At 53.9% G+C, this 15,233-nt stretch carries 17 protein-coding genes; 6 read left to right on the top strand and 11 right to left on the bottom strand.

The features are described from left to right. Positions 1-14: 14 nt before the first annotated feature. Both yihT and yihU read right to left on the bottom strand, forming a co-directional pair. Complete coding sequence (gene yihT, locus ACU4F7_RS21675) at positions 15-890, bottom strand: sulfofructosephosphate aldolase (protein ID WP_481637750.1); 876 nt, start codon at positions 888-890, stop codon at positions 15-17. 19 nt (positions 891-909) lie between these two features. Then, positions 910-1,800, bottom strand: coding sequence for a sulfolactaldehyde 3-reductase (gene yihU / locus ACU4F7_RS21670; protein WP_029589949.1), 891 nt, complete (start codon positions 1,798-1,800; stop codon positions 910-912). A gap of 169 nt (positions 1,801-1,969) precedes the next feature. Here yihU and ACU4F7_RS21665 point away from each other — a divergent pair, with 169 nt between their 5' ends. The 6 genes from ACU4F7_RS21665 (at position 1,970) to fabY (ending at position 6,724) form a co-directional block, all read left to right on the top strand. Continuing rightward, a complete protein-coding gene (locus tag ACU4F7_RS21665; RefSeq protein WP_481637749.1) occupies positions 1,970-2,866 on the top strand; it encodes a sugar kinase in 897 nt (298 codons plus the stop codon). A 34-nt stretch (positions 2,867-2,900) separates the two neighbouring features. Beyond that, a complete protein-coding gene (locus ACU4F7_RS21660) occupies positions 2,901-3,701 on the top strand; it encodes a DeoR/GlpR family DNA-binding transcription regulator (protein ID WP_029589947.1) in 801 nt (266 codons plus the stop codon). Positions 3,702-3,853: 152 nt separating this feature from the next. After that, on the top strand, positions 3,854-4,453 hold the full coding sequence (gene yihX / locus ACU4F7_RS21655; RefSeq protein ID WP_029589946.1) for a glucose-1-phosphatase: 600 nt from the start codon (positions 3,854-3,856) through the stop codon (positions 4,451-4,453). Beyond that, on the top strand, positions 4,447-5,304 hold the full coding sequence (locus ACU4F7_RS21650) for a virulence factor BrkB family protein (RefSeq protein ID WP_024560797.1): 858 nt from the start codon (positions 4,447-4,449) through the stop codon (positions 5,302-5,304). Before yihX ends, ACU4F7_RS21650 begins: the two co-directional genes overlap by 7 nt. Further along, positions 5,301-5,738 (top strand): D-aminoacyl-tRNA deacylase, encoded by a 438-nt coding sequence (gene dtd, locus ACU4F7_RS21645; RefSeq protein ID WP_029589945.1) that lies wholly within the window; start codon positions 5,301-5,303, stop codon positions 5,736-5,738. The genes ACU4F7_RS21650 and dtd overlap by 4 nt, the downstream gene beginning before the upstream one ends. 44 nt (positions 5,739-5,782) lie before the next feature. Next, positions 5,783-6,724 (top strand): fatty acid biosynthesis protein FabY, encoded by a 942-nt coding sequence (gene fabY / locus ACU4F7_RS21640; protein ID WP_481637748.1) that lies wholly within the window; start codon positions 5,783-5,785, stop codon positions 6,722-6,724. Positions 6,725-6,846: 122 nt separating this feature from the next. Here the strand turns inward: fabY and ACU4F7_RS21635 are convergent, their stop codons facing one another. The 9 genes from ACU4F7_RS21635 to ACU4F7_RS21595 all read right to left on the bottom strand — a co-directional run bounded on the left by ACU4F7_RS21635 (position 6,847) and on the right by ACU4F7_RS21595 (position 15,231). Further along, positions 6,847-8,529, bottom strand: coding sequence for an AsmA family protein (locus ACU4F7_RS21635; RefSeq protein WP_481637747.1), 1,683 nt, complete (start codon positions 8,527-8,529; stop codon positions 6,847-6,849). A gap of 120 nt (positions 8,530-8,649) precedes the next feature. Further along, positions 8,650-10,041, bottom strand: a complete 1,392-nt coding sequence (locus tag ACU4F7_RS21630) for a nucleobase:cation symporter-2 family protein (RefSeq protein ID WP_481637746.1) — start codon at positions 10,039-10,041, stop codon at positions 8,650-8,652. A gap of 291 nt (positions 10,042-10,332) precedes the next feature. Further along, positions 10,333-10,881, bottom strand: coding sequence for a fimbrial protein (locus tag ACU4F7_RS21625; protein ID WP_029589941.1), 549 nt, complete (start codon positions 10,879-10,881; stop codon positions 10,333-10,335). Between the two features lie 317 nt (positions 10,882-11,198). Continuing rightward, on the bottom strand, positions 11,199-11,726 hold the full coding sequence (locus ACU4F7_RS21620) for a fimbrial protein (protein WP_481637745.1): 528 nt from the start codon (positions 11,724-11,726) through the stop codon (positions 11,199-11,201). 66 nt (positions 11,727-11,792) lie between these two features. Continuing rightward, on the bottom strand, positions 11,793-12,368 hold the full coding sequence (locus ACU4F7_RS21615) for a fimbrial protein (RefSeq protein ID WP_029589939.1): 576 nt from the start codon (positions 12,366-12,368) through the stop codon (positions 11,793-11,795). Positions 12,369-12,421: 53 nt separating this feature from the next. Next, positions 12,422-12,961, bottom strand: a complete 540-nt coding sequence (locus tag ACU4F7_RS21610) for a fimbrial protein (RefSeq protein ID WP_481637744.1) — start codon at positions 12,959-12,961, stop codon at positions 12,422-12,424. A 59-nt stretch (positions 12,962-13,020) separates the two neighbouring features. Next, on the bottom strand, positions 13,021-13,542 hold the full coding sequence (locus ACU4F7_RS21605; protein ID WP_029589938.1) for a fimbrial protein: 522 nt from the start codon (positions 13,540-13,542) through the stop codon (positions 13,021-13,023). Positions 13,543-13,603: 61 nt separating this feature from the next. Then, positions 13,604-14,146 (bottom strand): fimbrial protein, encoded by a 543-nt coding sequence (locus ACU4F7_RS21600; RefSeq protein WP_029589937.1) that lies wholly within the window; start codon positions 14,144-14,146, stop codon positions 13,604-13,606. 107 nt (positions 14,147-14,253) lie between these two features. Next, a complete protein-coding gene (locus ACU4F7_RS21595; protein WP_029589936.1) occupies positions 14,254-15,231 on the bottom strand; it encodes a fimbrial protein in 978 nt (325 codons plus the stop codon). Between the last annotated feature and the right edge of the window lie 2 nt (positions 15,232-15,233).

Here is a 15,233-nt window from a genome sequence, read left to right as displayed (position 1 = left end):
TTCTGTTCCTTTTCTCAGCGGCCTGCCATCATTTCGTCAACAATCTCGCCTAAGCGCTGTAATTTCGGGACGGAGATATCTCGCAGCATTGCTTGCGCGTCGGGTAAGCCGATGACGGATGACCAGACGGCACGGCCTGCAAGAAAACCTGAGGCGCCAGCGGTCATCGCCACCCGGACGGCGCGTGGAAAGAGCTTTTCATCCACGCCCGAAGAGAGAATGACCCAGGGCATATTGATGTGTTCGTTGAGCCTTTGCGAAGCGGCGAGCAACGCCTGTTGAGGGCCTTTACCATAGAGCGGCATCTCGACTTTATAGAGATCCGCGCCGCTATCTCCCAGCTCTTTTGCCGCGTCGATAATCGCCTGCTCGCGATCAAACTTGTCGCCGCGACGCGGCGGACGAACAACGGGTTCGATGATGCTTAACAGACCGCTGGCGTGGCATAGCTGATTAAATGCGTTGACCATCTCCAGCCGCTGCTGCGGGTCCTCGTCGCTACGCCATAGCACCAGCAGTTTTAGCGCTTTCGCGCCATCGCGCTTCACCGTTTCCGGGTCGATCTTTTTATCAATAATCACGCTATCGACGGGAATCCCGTTGCCGGGAATAAACTCATCGGCGGCGACAATAGTGGCGCAGCTCTTCGCGATAGCCTTTTCCTCAATGACCTGGCGGTAGCAAAATTGCTGATCCACCAGAATTGCAGAGGCATAGGGCGACAGGATCCTGGCGGCGTTAACTTTAAAGTCGGTGAGCACCCGATCGCCTACAGGGGCAGGTTCGCCCGCCGCAGCAAACATTAAACGCATGGCTTCGCGCTGATCGACAGCCAGCATGGCGAAGCCGCCGGAAGGTCGGGTGATATCGTTAAGCGTGTAGTGGGACATATCTTGTTCCTTTTACTGGTTAAATTTTGCGGGCCAGGCCAGCTGACGTTCGCACCTGTTCAAGAATGGCTGTCCAGTCCTCGCGTCCGCGTCCGGCAGCACGCGCCTGGCTGTAGACTTCGCGAGAAGCGGCGCCGAGCGGCATCGGCACCTGCAGTTGATTGGCGACGTCCAGCGCGATCCCGAGATCTTTATGGGCGAGGTCGATCATGAAGGCGGGGGAAAGATCGCCTTTCAGCACTTTATTCGGCCAGGAGGTGGTGAAGTGCCCTTTACCGGCGGGCGTACCGCTCATGACTTTCAGCGCGACATCGAAAGAGAGACCAAGCGCCTCACACAGTACGGCGGCTTCTGCCGACAACGCGTTAAGCGCAATACTCATGTAGTTGTTGATAAGCTTGACGCGAATGCCCATCCCCGGTCCGCCCGCGTTAACCAGCTCGTTGCCCATCGCCATTAAAACCGGCCTGGCGCGTTCTACCTGCTCTGGTGTGCCGCCTGCCAACAGCAGCAGCGTGCCGGCGATAGCATGATCGGAAGTGCGGCCTACGGGCACATCCATCATGCTGAAACCGCGCTGCTTCATGTCAGTAATCAACCGATCGGTCTGCAAGGGATGAATAGTGGACATATCAATGACCAGCGCTTCGCGGGATAGCCCCTCGCAGACGCCGTTTTCATCAAACAGTACGGAGCGGACCAGGTCGCCGTTAGGCAGCATGGTGATAACAAATTCTGCATCGATAGCGGCCTGCGCCGCCGTAGGCGAAGCGGTTGCGCCTTGTTTTGCAAGCTGCTCGACCGCCTGTGGGTTTACATCAAACACCTTAAGCTGGTGGCCATGCTTAAGCAGGTTGCTCGCCATCGGCGCGCCCATCTGTCCAAGCCCTATAAAAGCGATTACCGGCATGTTTCTCTCCTGAAAGATGTTGATGTCAAATTGTGTCAATAATTGAGCGTTTGCTCTGGTTATTTTTGATCGTATTTGTAATTTATGGTCAAAAAATTGACAGTCGTCACTTTTTAAACATTTGATGAACTTAAAATGGCGACATTCGGAAAAGCAGAAAGGAAACCTTATGGCTCGTATCGCTTGTGTCGGTATTACCGTTTTGGATCGCATCTGGTATCTCAATGATTTACCAGGCGAAGGGGGGAAGTATGTCGCTAACAATTACAAAGAAGTCGGTGGCGGGCCTGCTGCGACAGCGGCCGTAGCCGCAGCAAAACTGGGCGCAGAGGTCGATTTTATTGGCCGTGTTGGTGACGACGACACGGGGAAAAGCGTGCTCAGCGAGCTGGAGTCATTGGGGGTAAAAACACGTTATACGCGCGTATTTTCCGGGGCGCGATCGTCGCATTCTGGCGTTTTTGTGGATGCCCATGGTGAGCGGATTATTGTCAATTATGCTGGCCCGGAACTTCCGGCCTGCGCCGACTGGCTGCAGGCGATTGACTTTTCTCAATGGGATGTGGTGCTGGCGGATGTGCGCTGGCACGATGGCGCGAAACAAGCTTTTACTCAGGCCCGCCAGCATCACGTTACCACGCTGCTGGATGGCGATACTACCCCACAGGACATTTCTGACCTGGTTGCTTTAAGCGATCACGCTGTCTTTTCTTCCCCGGGTTTACAGCGGCTGACCGCAAGCAAAGCGCCTGCGGAGGCGCTTAAAAGAGCGCAAACGCTCACAGAGGGTCTTGTTTATGTCACGCAGGGAAGTGACGGTTGCTACTGGCTGAAAAATGGGACGCTGTGTCATCAGCCTGGGTTTTCCGTCAAGGTTATCGATACCACTGGCGCGGGCGACGTTTTCCATGGCGCCATGGCCGTGGGGCTGGCGCAACAGGCGCCAACGGAGGAGGTCGTTCGCTTCGCCAGCGCAGTAGCGGCATTGAAATGCACCCGGCCAGGCGGACGTGACGGTATCCCTGATTGTGATCAAACCCGCTCTTTTCTGTCACTTTTTGTATAAAATGCGGGGCGTGATGGTTTTTAGAGGACAGCCTATGAGCCTTACCGAACTAACCGGTAATCCGCGACACGATCAATTGCTGACGCTGATTGCCGATCGCGGTTACATGAATATTGACGAACTGGCGCAACTTTTGGACGTTTCAACCCAGACGGTGCGTCGGGATATTCGCAAACTCAGCGAGCAGGGTTTAATAACCCGGCATCATGGCGGTGCAGGACGTGCGTCCAGCGTGATAAATACGGCTTTTGAGCAGCGCGAAGTCTCTATGACGGAGGAGAAACGCGCGATCGCAGAAGCCATTGCCGACTATATCCCTGATGGCTCGACGGTGTTTATTACCATTGGCACCACGGTTGAGCATGTGGCGCGGGCGTTGCTCAATCATAACCATCTTCGCATTATCACTAACAGTCTGCGGGTCGCGCATATTTTGTTTAAAAACCCCCGGTTCGAAGTGATGGTGCCGGGCGGCACGTTGCGCCCCCATAACGGCGGAATAATAGGGCCGGCCGCAACGGCGTTTGTGTCAGGGTTTCGCGCCGATTATCTGGTGACAAGCGTAGGGGCGATTGAGAATGATGGCGCAATGCTGGAGTTTGATGTTAACGAAGCAAGCGTTGCCAAGACCATGATGGCGCATTCCCGTCATATTTTGCTCGCCGCCGATCACACCAAATATCATGCTTCGGCAGCGGTAGAGATAGGCAATGTCGTGCAAGCCGCCGCGCTTTTTACGGATGAGCTTCCCGGCCCGGCATTGCATAACTTGCTCAAGGCGGGGCATGTTGAAATTGTGCAGGTCAGCGCCCTTGGCGAGCAGGAAAAGCGTTAATTTTTTATGCCGGAGAGCGTTATGCTATCCGGCCGCATGCGCCGAAAATTCCCCTTTATTCCTTTCTGTTTTGCAAGCCATGCGCTTGTGCGTAGTCAAATATCGCCTTTCCCGCTACAGTTACCTCTCCATGGCCGACAGGGGAGAGTGTCATGCTCTATATCTTTGATTTAGGTAACGTCATTGTCGATATCGACTTCAATCGCGTACTGGGTGTCTGGAGTGATTACAGCCGCGTGCCGCTGGCGAATCTGCAAAAAAGCTTCACCATGGGCGAAGCGTTCCATCAGCATGAACGCGGCGAACTCAGCGACGAAGCGTTTGCCCGTAAGCTTTGCGAAGAGATGGCGCTGCCGCTGAGCTTCGAGCAATTTTCCGCTGGCTGGCAGGCGGTGTTTGTCGCCCTGCGCCCGGACGTTATCGACATCATGCATAAGCTGCGCAAGCAGGGGCATCGCGTGGTGGTGCTTTCCAATACCAACCGTCTGCATACCACTTACTGGCCGGAGCAATATCCGGAAATTCGCGCTGCTGCGGATAATATTTACCTTTCACAGGAGATGGGCCTGCGTAAGCCCGAGCCTGCTATCTACCAGCAGGTGCTCGAACAGGAAGGCTTTCGCCCCAGTGAAGCGGTATTTTTCGACGATAACGCCGATAATATTAAAGGAGCCCAACAGGCTGGCATCACCAGTATTTTGGTGACGGGAAAAGAAACCGTGCCGGACTACTTTGCGAAGCTGTCATGTTAAAAACCGTTCATCAAAAAACCCGGCCCCTTGTGGCCTGGTTGAAGCTGCTCTGGCACCGTATCGATCAGGACAATATGACGACGCTTGCCGGTAACCTGGCCTATGTGTCGCTTCTGTCGCTGGTGCCTTTAGTGGCGGTTATTTTTGCGCTGTTCGCGGCGTTTCCGATGTTTTCGGATGTTAGCCTGCAACTGCGGCACTTTGTGTTCGCTAACTTTATGCCCGCGACTGGCGATATTATTCAGCGCTATATTGAGCAGTTCGTCGCTAACTCTAACAAGATGACGGCAGTCGGGGCGATTGGGCTTATCGTCACTTCTTTGCTGCTGATGTACGCCATCGACAGCGCGCTTAACACCATCTGGCGCAGCCAGCGGACGCGGCCGAAAATCTACTCTTTCGCTGTCTACTGGATGATCCTCACCCTTGGTCCTTTGCTGGCGGGGGCGAGCCTTGCCATCAGCGCCTGGGTGCTCTCCCTGCGCTGGGCAAGCGGCTTTGACAGCATGATTGACGAAGTGCTGCGTATCTTCCCGCTGCTGCTCTCGTGGCTCTCTTTCTGGCTGCTTTACAGCGTTGTTCCGACGACTCGCGTCCCGGCTAAAGATGCGCTGATAGGCTCGCTGGTAGCGGCGCTGCTGTTTGAACTGGGTAAGAAAGGTTTTGCCCTCTACATCACCATGTTTCCTTCCTATCAGCTTATTTACGGCGTGCTGGCGGTTGTCCCGATTCTGTTTCTTTGGGTTTACTGGACCTGGTGCATCGTCTTGCTTGGCGCGGAAATAACTGTCACTCTCGGCGATTACCGAAAATTAAAAGAAGCGGCAAAAGAAGAAGCTGAGGAGCCATGATTGCATTAATTCAACGGGTCACGCAGGCAAGCGTCAGCGTGGCGGGCGAGGTGACGGGGGAAATCGGCCCGGGACTTTTGGTGCTGTTAGGTGTCGAAAAGGATGACGACGAGCAGAAGGCGAACCGTCTGTGCGAACGCGTGCTGGGATACCGTATTTTCAGCGATGACGCGGGCAAGATGAACCTTAACGTGCAGCAGGCGGGCGGCAGCGTGCTGGTGGTGTCGCAGTTCACCCTGGCGGCGGATACGGAGCGCGGCATGCGCCCGAGCTTTTCGCGCGGCGCGCCGCCGCAGGAAGCGCAGGCGCTGTACGACTATTTTGTCGGTCGCTGCCGTGAACAGGGCATCACGACCCAGACCGGACGTTTCGCCGCCGATATGCAAGTGTCGTTGACCAATGATGGGCCGGTAACCTTCTGGTTGCAGGTATGAGCCAGATTGCCGCATGGCCGCGGGTAACCAGAGAGAGTACAGCTATGTATCACCTTCGCGTACCGCAGACTGAAGAAGAACTTGAGCGCTACTACCAGTTTCGCTGGGAGATGCTGCGTAAGCCGCTGCATCAGCCGAAAGGCTCCGAGCGCGACGCTTACGATGCCATGGCGCATCACCAGATGGTGGTGGACGAAGAGGGCAATCCGGTCGCCATCGGCAGGCTTTATATCAATGCCGACAATGAAGCGGCTATCCGCTTTATGGCGGTGCATCCTTCCGTTCAGGATAAAGGCCTGGGCACGCTGGTGGCGATGACGCTGGAGTCGGTCGCCCGCCAGGAAGGGGTTAAACGCGTGGTGTGCAGCGCCCGCGAGGATGCGGTAGATTTTTTCGCCAAGCTGGGGTTCGTCAACCAGGGCGAAATCACCACGCCGCAGACCACGCCGTTGCGCCACTTTCTGATGATAAAACCGGTGGCGACGCTGGATGATATTCTGCACCGCGCGGACTGGTGCGCCCAGCTTCAGCAAGCCTGGTACCAGCATATTCCGCTCAGTGAAAAGATGGGCGTGCGCATTCTCCAGTACACCGGGCAAAAATTTATTACCACCATGCCGGAAACCGGCAACCAGAACCCGCACCATACGCTGTTCGCTGGCAGCTTGTTTTCCCTCGCCACCCTTACGGGCTGGGGGCTTATCTGGCTGATGCTGCGCGAGCGCCACCTTGGCGGCACTATTATCCTCGCCGATGCCCATATCCGTTATAGCACCCCGATCACCGGAAAGCCGGGCGCCATCGCCGACTTAGGTTCCCTGAGCGGCGACCTCGACCGCCTGGCGCGCGGGCGCAAAGCGCGGGTGCAGTTACAGGTGGAGTTGTTTGGCGACGATACGCCGGGCGCGGTGTTTGAAGGTATTTACATCGTTCTGCCAGCCAAACCCTTCGGGCCGCTGGAAGAAGGCGGCAACGAAGAGGAGTAACGCTTTTCGTGCTTCGCCGTGAACTGAAGAGAGAACAGGGCCGGTGACGCGTTGCTTGCCGGCGCTGTTCGTCCATTCGTTGACGTCTCGCCTCTCCCCGTTGAAATGAGGCGCAAAGCGGCTTACGCGCCCGGCACCACGCCGCCCTGCATCACTTGCTGAACCTGTTGCCCATTGGCGCCTGTGATTTGTAGCTGACCGTTTACGCTCGGGCGCAGCGGCGAGCCCGCCGCCAGGCTGCCGCTGGCGGTCAGTTGCAGGTTGCCGTCGCCTTGCAGCGGCACCGGCGCCCATCCCCAGTTGCGCAGCACGTTTACCGGCACCGCGCGTCCGTTCAGGCTGAGTGTGACCTGGCGCTGCGGCAATTGCGAAATAGCGGCTGTGGCCTCCAGCATGCCTTGCCCGGCAAACGCGCTCAGTTCGGTAACGTTGATCGTTGAAGCGTTCGCGTTAAGCGTAATGGAAGGGCGACGCACGTCGATGCGGTTAAATGTGCCGGCGGCGGCGTTAAGCGTGGCGTTGCCGCCCCAAATTCCCCACTGGCTGTTGCGCGCCAGCTGCAAATTATTGCCATAGCCATCCAACGCCGTGAGCTGAAAGGGGAAGAGTGGGTCGATATCGATAATCAGGTTGCGGCTGGCGGCCAGCCTTTTTACCGTGATGCTGTTAAGCCAGTCAGGCAGCTTCTGCTGCCACTGCTTTTTCCAGTCTGCCGGCAGGGTGTATTCCAGCCCCGCCAGCGCCACTTCATCGAGCACCAGCGCGCGTCCATCGCGCAGCCAGTTGCCGGAAGCGCGCGCCATGCCCCCTTCCCAGCGGGTCGTAAACTGACGCAGCGCAATGCCCTGCGGCGAAAAATCAGCGTTAACTATCGGGTCGAAAAAGTGGAGCGAGCCGGAGATAAACTCGCTGGCGTTCATAGAAAGCCTGCCTTCTTCGCTCTGCCAGTCGCCCTTCGCAATCGTCAGGTTGCGCACGCTAACATCAAGATCCGTCGCCGCCCAGCCGGGGCCTTCCAGCCTCGCGTCGGTGATTTCAAGGCGGCCCAGCGCCAGAGAAGGGATTGTAGTGAGCGGTTTGAAAAAATCGCTCAGGCTTTTATCGCTCTGCAGCCGAACATCGCTGATACGAAGACTTTCCACCACCCAGCTGCCGTCGGCATTGCGCCGGGCGGTGCCGGTCAGCGCGCCGCGCGCCACGTCTGCGCCAATGTTGGAGAGCGTAACCTGGTCTTTATTAATCGCGCCCTGAATAAAAACGTTGCTGAACGGCACGCCGTTTAGCGTCATCGACCCCGCGCTTAATTGTATGTTCGCCTGAGTGCCCAGAATTTTACCGGCTTGCGGCAACCAGGGGCTGAGACCGCCGTTTACGCGCTGCGCGCTCAGGTCCCAGTCGGTATTAGGGCTGTTAAAGGCCATCTCGCTGAGCCGTAAGTTATCGGCGCGGAAAGGCAGCGGAGCGGTGGAGGGCGAAAAGTTCAGCGTGCCTTTTTGCAGCAGAATGGTGTCCACATGGGAAGGCTCCGTGAGCTGGCGACTGCTGAGGCCAATATCCACCCTCTGCGCCACTAGCGTGGCGGGCTGACCGTTGCGGCCAAAAGTGACGTTTTTCAGCACCAGATGCGAGGGCGAAGAGAAGCTGTGATCCATTTCATCAAAGGTGATGTGGTAGTCACTGTGGCCGTTAACCCAACTGGTTATCCATCCGGCGCCCCAGCGTGTCTGCAGCAGGATATAAAACGCCAGCAGAACAATCAGAACGGCCGCCAGCAGGGTAAGAATGAGCTTTCCAAGAAATTTCATTATCTTCCATCCTGTGAAGTTCCGGTGATGGAGTTATGCCCCATTTAGGCATATAGCTCAAGGCAGGGATTGTCAAAGAGGGTAACAGCGATGGCGGCAGGGCGCCGCCATCGGAAAGTATTACGCTTTTTCGGGCGGGAAAATCAGGTTCAGTACGATGGCGGTAATGCCGCCTGCGGCGATGCCGGAAGAGAGCAGGTTTTTCACCCAGTCCGGCGCGAACTGCAGGATAAGCGGCTGCTGGGAGACACCCAGACCCACCGCCAGAGACAACGCGATAATCATAATGGCGCGGCGGTTGAGCGGCTCGCGGGAGACAATACGCACGCCGGAGGCGGCGATGGTGCCGAACATCACAATCGTCGCGCCGCCCAGCACCGGTTCCGGAATATGCTGCACGAAACCGCTGACGGCCGGGAAGAGTCCCAGCACAATCAGCATCAGCGCCACCACAAACCCCACGTAACGGCTGGCAACGCCGGTCAGCTGGATGACGCCGTTGTTTTGCCCGAAACAAGAGTTCGGGAAGGTGTTGAAGATGGCGGAAACGCAGGAGTTGAGGCCATTCGCCAGCACGCCGCCTTTCAGACGCTTCATGTAAAGCGGGCCGGAGACCGGTTGCTCAGAGACATCAGACGTTGCAGTGATATCGCCGATGGTTTCCAGCGACGTCACCATAAAGACCAGCATCAGCGGCACCAGCAGGTTCCAGTCAATGCCGAGGCCGTAGTAGAGCGGCGTGGGCACCATAATGAGCGAGTCGTTCGCTGGCGCACTGCTTTGCGGCAACATGCCCATCGCCCACGCCAGCAGATAACCCACGGCCATGGCGATAACCAGCGAGGCGACGCGCAGATAGGGGTTGCGCTGGCGGTTAAGCAGGATGATCACCGCCAGTACCGCGCCAGCTAATAATAGGTTTTTCGGCGCGCCGAAGGTGTGATCGTTCATTGCCGCGTAGCCGCCGCCGATAGAGGTCAGCCCTACCTGAATCAGCGAAAGACCGATAATCATCACCACCACGCCGGAAACCAGCGGCGTGATAATGCGGCGCGCCAGGTGCAGTACGCGGGAAAGCAGCATTTCTGTGCAGCTTGCCAGCATCAGCGTGCCGAACAGCGCCGCCATCATCGTCGGCACATCCGCGCCGCCGTTTTTCAGCGCCAGACCGCCCATGATAAGCGGTGAAACAAAGTTGAAGCTGGTGCCCTGAATAGAGAGCAACCCGGAGCCCACCGGTCCCCAGGCTTTAATCTGGATAATGGACGCCACGCCGGACGCAAACAGGGACATGCTGATGATGTGCTGCGTATCCTGCGCCGGTAAACCGAGCGCCTGACAAATCAACAGCGCGGGCGTGATGACCGCGACAAACATCGCCAGCAAATGCTGACAGGCGGCGAACAGCGTTTGCGGCAGGGGCGGCCTGTCTTCAAGACGGTAAATCAGTTCACTGGCACGAGCAGGCGCAACCGATTGCGATTTTTCAGACTCTACGGTATCAACGGACATCAACGGCAATCCCACGGTGGAAAAGCGGCCATTTTATCGGACTGAATGGTAAAAGCAAACGATTGCATACAGGGCGTGGCTATATTTAAAAGCACCAAAAAGGGGTTTTATATAACGCTTTCACAGCCAGGAGAGGCAAAAGCAGAGTCACTGCTGGAGCGCCTAAAAAGCCAGCAGGGAAATCTGGTAAGAGAGGGGGCCGCAACGCTGCGCCTGCGGCGTAGTCATTCTTATTTTTTCCGGCTTGAATGCATAGCAACAAAAACGCCCACCTTGCGATGGGCGTGATGATTAAAGCCGTTCAATCTGGAAAGTCACATCACCTGTTACTTTGCCTTTTGTCGCCGTCTGCCCGTTAAGTTCAACGAGCTGGAGCCCTAAGTATTTCACAGCAACAGTTGACTTATCACCCAGCAGATAGGGCTGGTTAATATCAACAGGCGTGTTATTGGTTTCAAAGATACCGATACCGACGCCACCGGCGGCTTCCTCGCCAGTCGCTGTATTAGCAAATGTGGTGCCATCAGCGTTGTCGTGCGTGCCAACGAACCTGACCGCTATTTTGCCTTTCCACAATTTTTGAGCGCAGGTTGAGTTGTTATCCACGCCCCAGACAGACATTGAAAAGGGTGCAATAGAGGTAGATTTAGCGCCTTGCTTGATGATATTGCTGGTATCAGCAGTTAGATTGATGCTGCTTTTATTCAATTCAATCTGGCATGCCGTAGAGATTGCGGTCACCGTACCTGAGACAGAAAGCACAGAGCTCGAATCTTCGGCATGCGCCGTACTTAGAGCAATGAACGATATTAGCGAGAAACCGATAAGTTTATTTTTCATTTTGATCACCTTAAAATTGATAAAAGATAATAAATGCAGATCCGTATGGTTATGCCTGCCACCTCCTTGTTCGTTAATTGCGTTTTTTATTAAAATTTTGAATTGTTATTAAACAGGCTTTAAGTCTTTTTTGAGGCAAAGATAAATGTCCGGGCCGTCAGCTTTTAGCTAACAGATAACGTAATTGATTTTTTTGTTACATAACCGATAGCCAGCTTGCGGTAATAAAAAACCTTATTGAGCAAATCTATTAATAAACCTGATGGCCAGCTTGCGTCAGCCACGGGGAAATGCCTGTCCAGGACAGGCATGTGTTTTTAAAGACGCTCAATCTGCACAGTTACAGTGCTATTAATATTACCCGCAACCGCTTCCTGATTGGTTAACTGCACCATTTGCAGACCGAAAGTGCTTCCGCCTTGCGCACCCAGGCGACCTGTATTTAATGGCACCGGCTCATTCTGGCTATTAAAAATGCCGATTCCCACACCTTTTGCCGCGGTTTCATCAGTCAGAGAGTTTGCCAGCACCGTGCCGTCGGCATCGTCGGCAACCCCCATGAATTTGTAGGCAATTTTACCCTGATCCGCCAGTTTGTCGCATTCCGGGCCGCCATCAACGCTGGCCTGAACGGTAACGGGAGAGGTAGCATTGTCGCCTTGTTTAATGAGCGTATCTGAGTTTTCCAGCACAGATACGGAGCTCTCACTCAGCGCCACGCTACAGGTAAATTCGGCTGGTTTCAGCTTCCCAGAAATGATGATATTAGCCGACATATCTTTAGCCTGAGCTGTGCCAGCCATAAGCAGCGTTGCGCTTATCAGGCCCGACAATAATTTTTTCATATCATGATGTCCTAATTAATGAGTACGTACGGTCTGGTATTAATGGATTAACCCAAACCGCGCCCTTTACAGACGTTCAATTTGCACCGTCAGGTTTGTCGAGACGTTACCCTGCGTCGACTCCTGGCCTTTCAGACTCACCAGTGAAAGATAAAGCGGGAAAGAAGCCGTTAAGTTGCTTGCGTCACCGCTTTTATTAGCGCCTGGGAATGTGGCGACCGTCACGTTGGGCGTGATGAGTTTGTGCTCAAAGTCGGTGAGTTGAATGCCAATACCCTGTGCGGCAGTACTGCTGGTATCGGTATTCGCGAGGGTATTTCCTTCGACGCTATCCGCCGTGCCAAGGAATTTCAGGCCGATATTTTTATAGCCTTCGTCGGCATCGCAGTTTTTGCCGCCCAATTGCACATAAACATGGTCGTCTGCATTGAAGGGATTAATATCGCTGCCCTGCACAGGCAAACTTTCATTTTCATGATGAAGAGTAAGCACATATTTGCTCATTAATACGGTGCAGCCGCTTGCCGCTGTTTGTAGCCGACCGTAAATCACCATATCGTGCCCGATATCCTGCGCCTGCACCGGAACCGAACCGGCGATAAGCGTAGCGCCCAGAGCGAGTGTTAATGCCAGTTTTTTCATAAAAGTCTTCTCATTTAAAAAACCTGATAAACGTATTCAGCGGGTTTTTTATTTCAGAGGCGCACAACTTCAATCGTCAGTGCGCTATGAATATTGCCTGCTTCCGGCGTCTGGCCATTAAGCTGAACCATATGTAAGCCCAGGCTAATTGGCATCGCGCTATTTATAACTGGACGGTAAGTATTAATGTTGAGCGGACTGCCGTCAGTAGCATACAGACCAATCCCTACACCCTTAGCTGCGGCTTCGCTGGTATCCGTATTGGCAAGCACCGTTCCATTGGCATTATCAACTGTGCCTGTGAATTTAATCCCTACGCGCCCGGCTTGAATTTTATCGATGCAAACCAGGTCGCCTCCAACCGTAACGGTAAACGTACTGTTGATATGGGCCGCAGCGCCATCCTGTATGGGGAGTTTATCGATTGAATCTTCAAGCGCGATGGAGGTGGTTGAAGGAAGGACCGTACAATCCCCTTCGCTTGGCGCGCTTAACACACCATTAATATCCACCACAGCGGAGCGATCTTCCGCGTGCGCTGCGCCTGCCACGAAAAAGGAAGAGAGTAATAAACCCAGTATCGCTTTTTTCATTTAAATATCCTTATAAGTATTAATTGGATAAAAGTGAATTAATCCGAAAGCGCACCGGCTTACAGACGCACCAGGTCAAGGGTCAGGGTGCCATGAACGGTTCCTTCGGTCGGCGTTTGTCCATTTAATTTTACCAGTTGTAAATTAATTTCACTGATTGCTCCGTTAACCGGAATCACACCGCCGTTAATATTCAGCGGTGTTTTATTTTTATCAAAAACACCAATGCCAACGCCTTTTGCGCCATTTTCGCTTACATCATTATTGGCGATTACCGTCCCATCGGCATCATCCGCAACCGCATGTAATTGAATGGAAACCTTTTCAGGCGCCGGGCAATAACCCCCCACATTGCCGATGGAGATAGGCAAATTTTTCGGTGCTGTAGCATTGGTCCCTTGTGGAATAAGCTGATCAGTTTGACCACTCAAGGAGACAGACGATTCGACGTAAATATAGCAGTCAGAATTACCGTTCATAACGGTACCGCTAATCTGCAGCGAAGCTGAATTATCTTCAGCCCATGCAGCGCTGGCGGCGAATAAAGAAGAGAGCATCAAGGCCATTAATGCTTTTTTCATTTCCACTATCCTTATACAAAGCAAAAAAGCCTTCGTGACACGACGAAGGCTTTAGTTATGCTTACAGACGTTCGATCTGAACGGTCAGAGAGCCCTGAACGGCGCCTACGGTTGGTTCCTGGCCTGCCAGTTTCACCAGACCCAGTTGAAGTGTGTAAGCAGAAGTGGTTGCGGTTACGGTATCTTCATTAATATTCATCGCTTCGCCAGCAATGGTGTAAAGTCCGATGCCGACACCTTTTGCAGCCGTTTCCTGGCTGGCGCTGTTTGCAAGCGTAGTGCCGTCAGCATTGTCAGCGGTGCCGAGGAATTTATAAGCCAGCTTGCCCTGGGCCAGCATATCGGTGCAGTTATTATCGCCGCTGACGCTTAAATTAACGCCTTTCAGCGTGTTCGGTTTTTGCCCGGCTTCAACCATTGTAGAAATATCTTCGGTCAGGTTTACCGTTGCATTAGAGAGCGTTACAGAACAGGCAGACTCGGTTGCAGTAACGCTACCCGTAACAGCCAGGGTGGCAGAAACATCATTCGGATTTGTTGTTGCCTGAGCAGCGCCAACCATGAACAGTGCGGAAACAGCCAAACCTAATACAGTCTTTTTCATAATAAATATCCTTATATTTTCCTTGAATGTGAAATAGGCGAAGCGCACTCCCCCTTTATGAAAAAGGGTAATAGCACTTCCATATTTCTTATTTGGTTGTGAATCTTTTAAAGATAATTGATGCGTAGCGTTATTTGCGCCTTTACATTTCCCTTTGTGATTTTCTCATCGGTTTTGGCATAGCGCACAGCAAGGGGCAAAGCGAACCCGTTTTGCTGTTGCGGCAATATTATTTCCATCGGTCGGCCCGGGAACAGGACGCTACTGTTATAGAGCATCTCAATCCCGACGCCGGATGCCGGGTTATCTGGCGCAACATTTTTAAATATTGACGGTATTTGAGGGTCATTCGCGCCTTCAACATTAATGCTGGCCTTTTTGGTATTCAGGCATAACAAATTAACGCTCACGGGATAAGGCTTTTTAGCTCCGCTGCTGGCCAGTTCTTTCGCATCAATAGGCGGCAAATCAATTTGCGGATTTGGCACCTGAATAGCGCAGTGCGCTTTCGCCGTTAATACATTTACCGCCATATTCACTACCAGCGAGTTATCATTAAGGGAAAGCAACGATGGCAATCGCAGGTTCAGCGTTCCGCTCTGGATAGCACCCGTTTTCACTGCTTCAAAGCGAAGTGTTAAATCATCGGTAGTAATAGCGGCCTGGGATAAATCAGCAACCGGGGCGCTGAAAGGCAAAACCCATTCTTTGCGCGTGGCGCCCGGTTTGTTATAAATCACCGTCAGGCGCAGGCCCAGCCCGGGTAGAGCGGTGGCGAAAGTGTTAAACCCGCTCTGTCGCGCCGTCATTCTCCCGTTCAGCACTTTCCTGATTTTCTCCAGACATTCGCCGGTAATGGGGCGATGTGCGCCGGTTAATTGCGCCAGCGAAGCCTCTTTTTTATAAAGCACAGCTCCGGTCGGCTCTGCCGCCACGCGAGCCGGCAACTGCACCGTAACCGGCACGGTTAAATTAAGCGGTTCGCTTCGCTTTATGCCCTGGCAATCTCCCGCTATGGTCACGGCGCTGTGAAAAATCGTCGTTAAAATTGCTGCCTTAGCCAGGCGAGAAATGGTTTTCTTCATGA

The sequence above is a fragment of the Franconibacter pulveris genome (assembly GCF_056780215.1).
The sequence above is the reverse complement of the archived record's forward strand: the minus strand, read 5'-3'. Positions and strand labels throughout refer to the sequence as shown.

Coding starts and splice junctions, on each gene's coding strand:
- yihT (WP_481637750.1), bottom strand. CDS start 890: ATGTCCCACTACACGCTTAACGATATCACCCGACCTTCCGGCGGCTTC.
- yihU (WP_029589949.1), bottom strand. CDS start 1,800: ATGCCGGTAATCGCTTTTATAGGGCTTGGACAGATGGGCGCGCCGATG.
- ACU4F7_RS21665 (WP_481637749.1), top strand. CDS start 1,970: ATGGCTCGTATCGCTTGTGTCGGTATTACCGTTTTGGATCGCATCTGG.
- ACU4F7_RS21660 (WP_029589947.1), top strand. CDS start 2,901: ATGAGCCTTACCGAACTAACCGGTAATCCGCGACACGATCAATTGCTG.
- yihX (WP_029589946.1), top strand. CDS start 3,854: ATGCTCTATATCTTTGATTTAGGTAACGTCATTGTCGATATCGACTTC.
- ACU4F7_RS21650 (WP_024560797.1), top strand. CDS start 4,447: ATGTTAAAAACCGTTCATCAAAAAACCCGGCCCCTTGTGGCCTGGTTG.
- dtd (WP_029589945.1), top strand. CDS start 5,301: ATGATTGCATTAATTCAACGGGTCACGCAGGCAAGCGTCAGCGTGGCG.
- fabY (WP_481637748.1), top strand. CDS start 5,783: ATGTATCACCTTCGCGTACCGCAGACTGAAGAAGAACTTGAGCGCTAC.
- ACU4F7_RS21635 (WP_481637747.1), bottom strand. CDS start 8,529: ATGAAATTTCTTGGAAAGCTCATTCTTACCCTGCTGGCGGCCGTTCTG.
- ACU4F7_RS21630 (WP_481637746.1), bottom strand. CDS start 10,041: ATGTCCGTTGATACCGTAGAGTCTGAAAAATCGCAATCGGTTGCGCCT.
- ACU4F7_RS21625 (WP_029589941.1), bottom strand. CDS start 10,881: ATGAAAAATAAACTTATCGGTTTCTCGCTAATATCGTTCATTGCTCTA.
- ACU4F7_RS21620 (WP_481637745.1), bottom strand. CDS start 11,726: ATGAAAAAATTATTGTCGGGCCTGATAAGCGCAACGCTGCTTATGGCT.
- ACU4F7_RS21615 (WP_029589939.1), bottom strand. CDS start 12,368: ATGAAAAAACTGGCATTAACACTCGCTCTGGGCGCTACGCTTATCGCC.
- ACU4F7_RS21610 (WP_481637744.1), bottom strand. CDS start 12,961: ATGAAAAAAGCGATACTGGGTTTATTACTCTCTTCCTTTTTCGTGGCA.
- ACU4F7_RS21605 (WP_029589938.1), bottom strand. CDS start 13,542: ATGAAAAAAGCATTAATGGCCTTGATGCTCTCTTCTTTATTCGCCGCC.
- ACU4F7_RS21600 (WP_029589937.1), bottom strand. CDS start 14,146: ATGAAAAAGACTGTATTAGGTTTGGCTGTTTCCGCACTGTTCATGGTT.
- ACU4F7_RS21595 (WP_029589936.1), bottom strand. CDS start 15,231: ATGAAGAAAACCATTTCTCGCCTGGCTAAGGCAGCAATTTTAACGACG.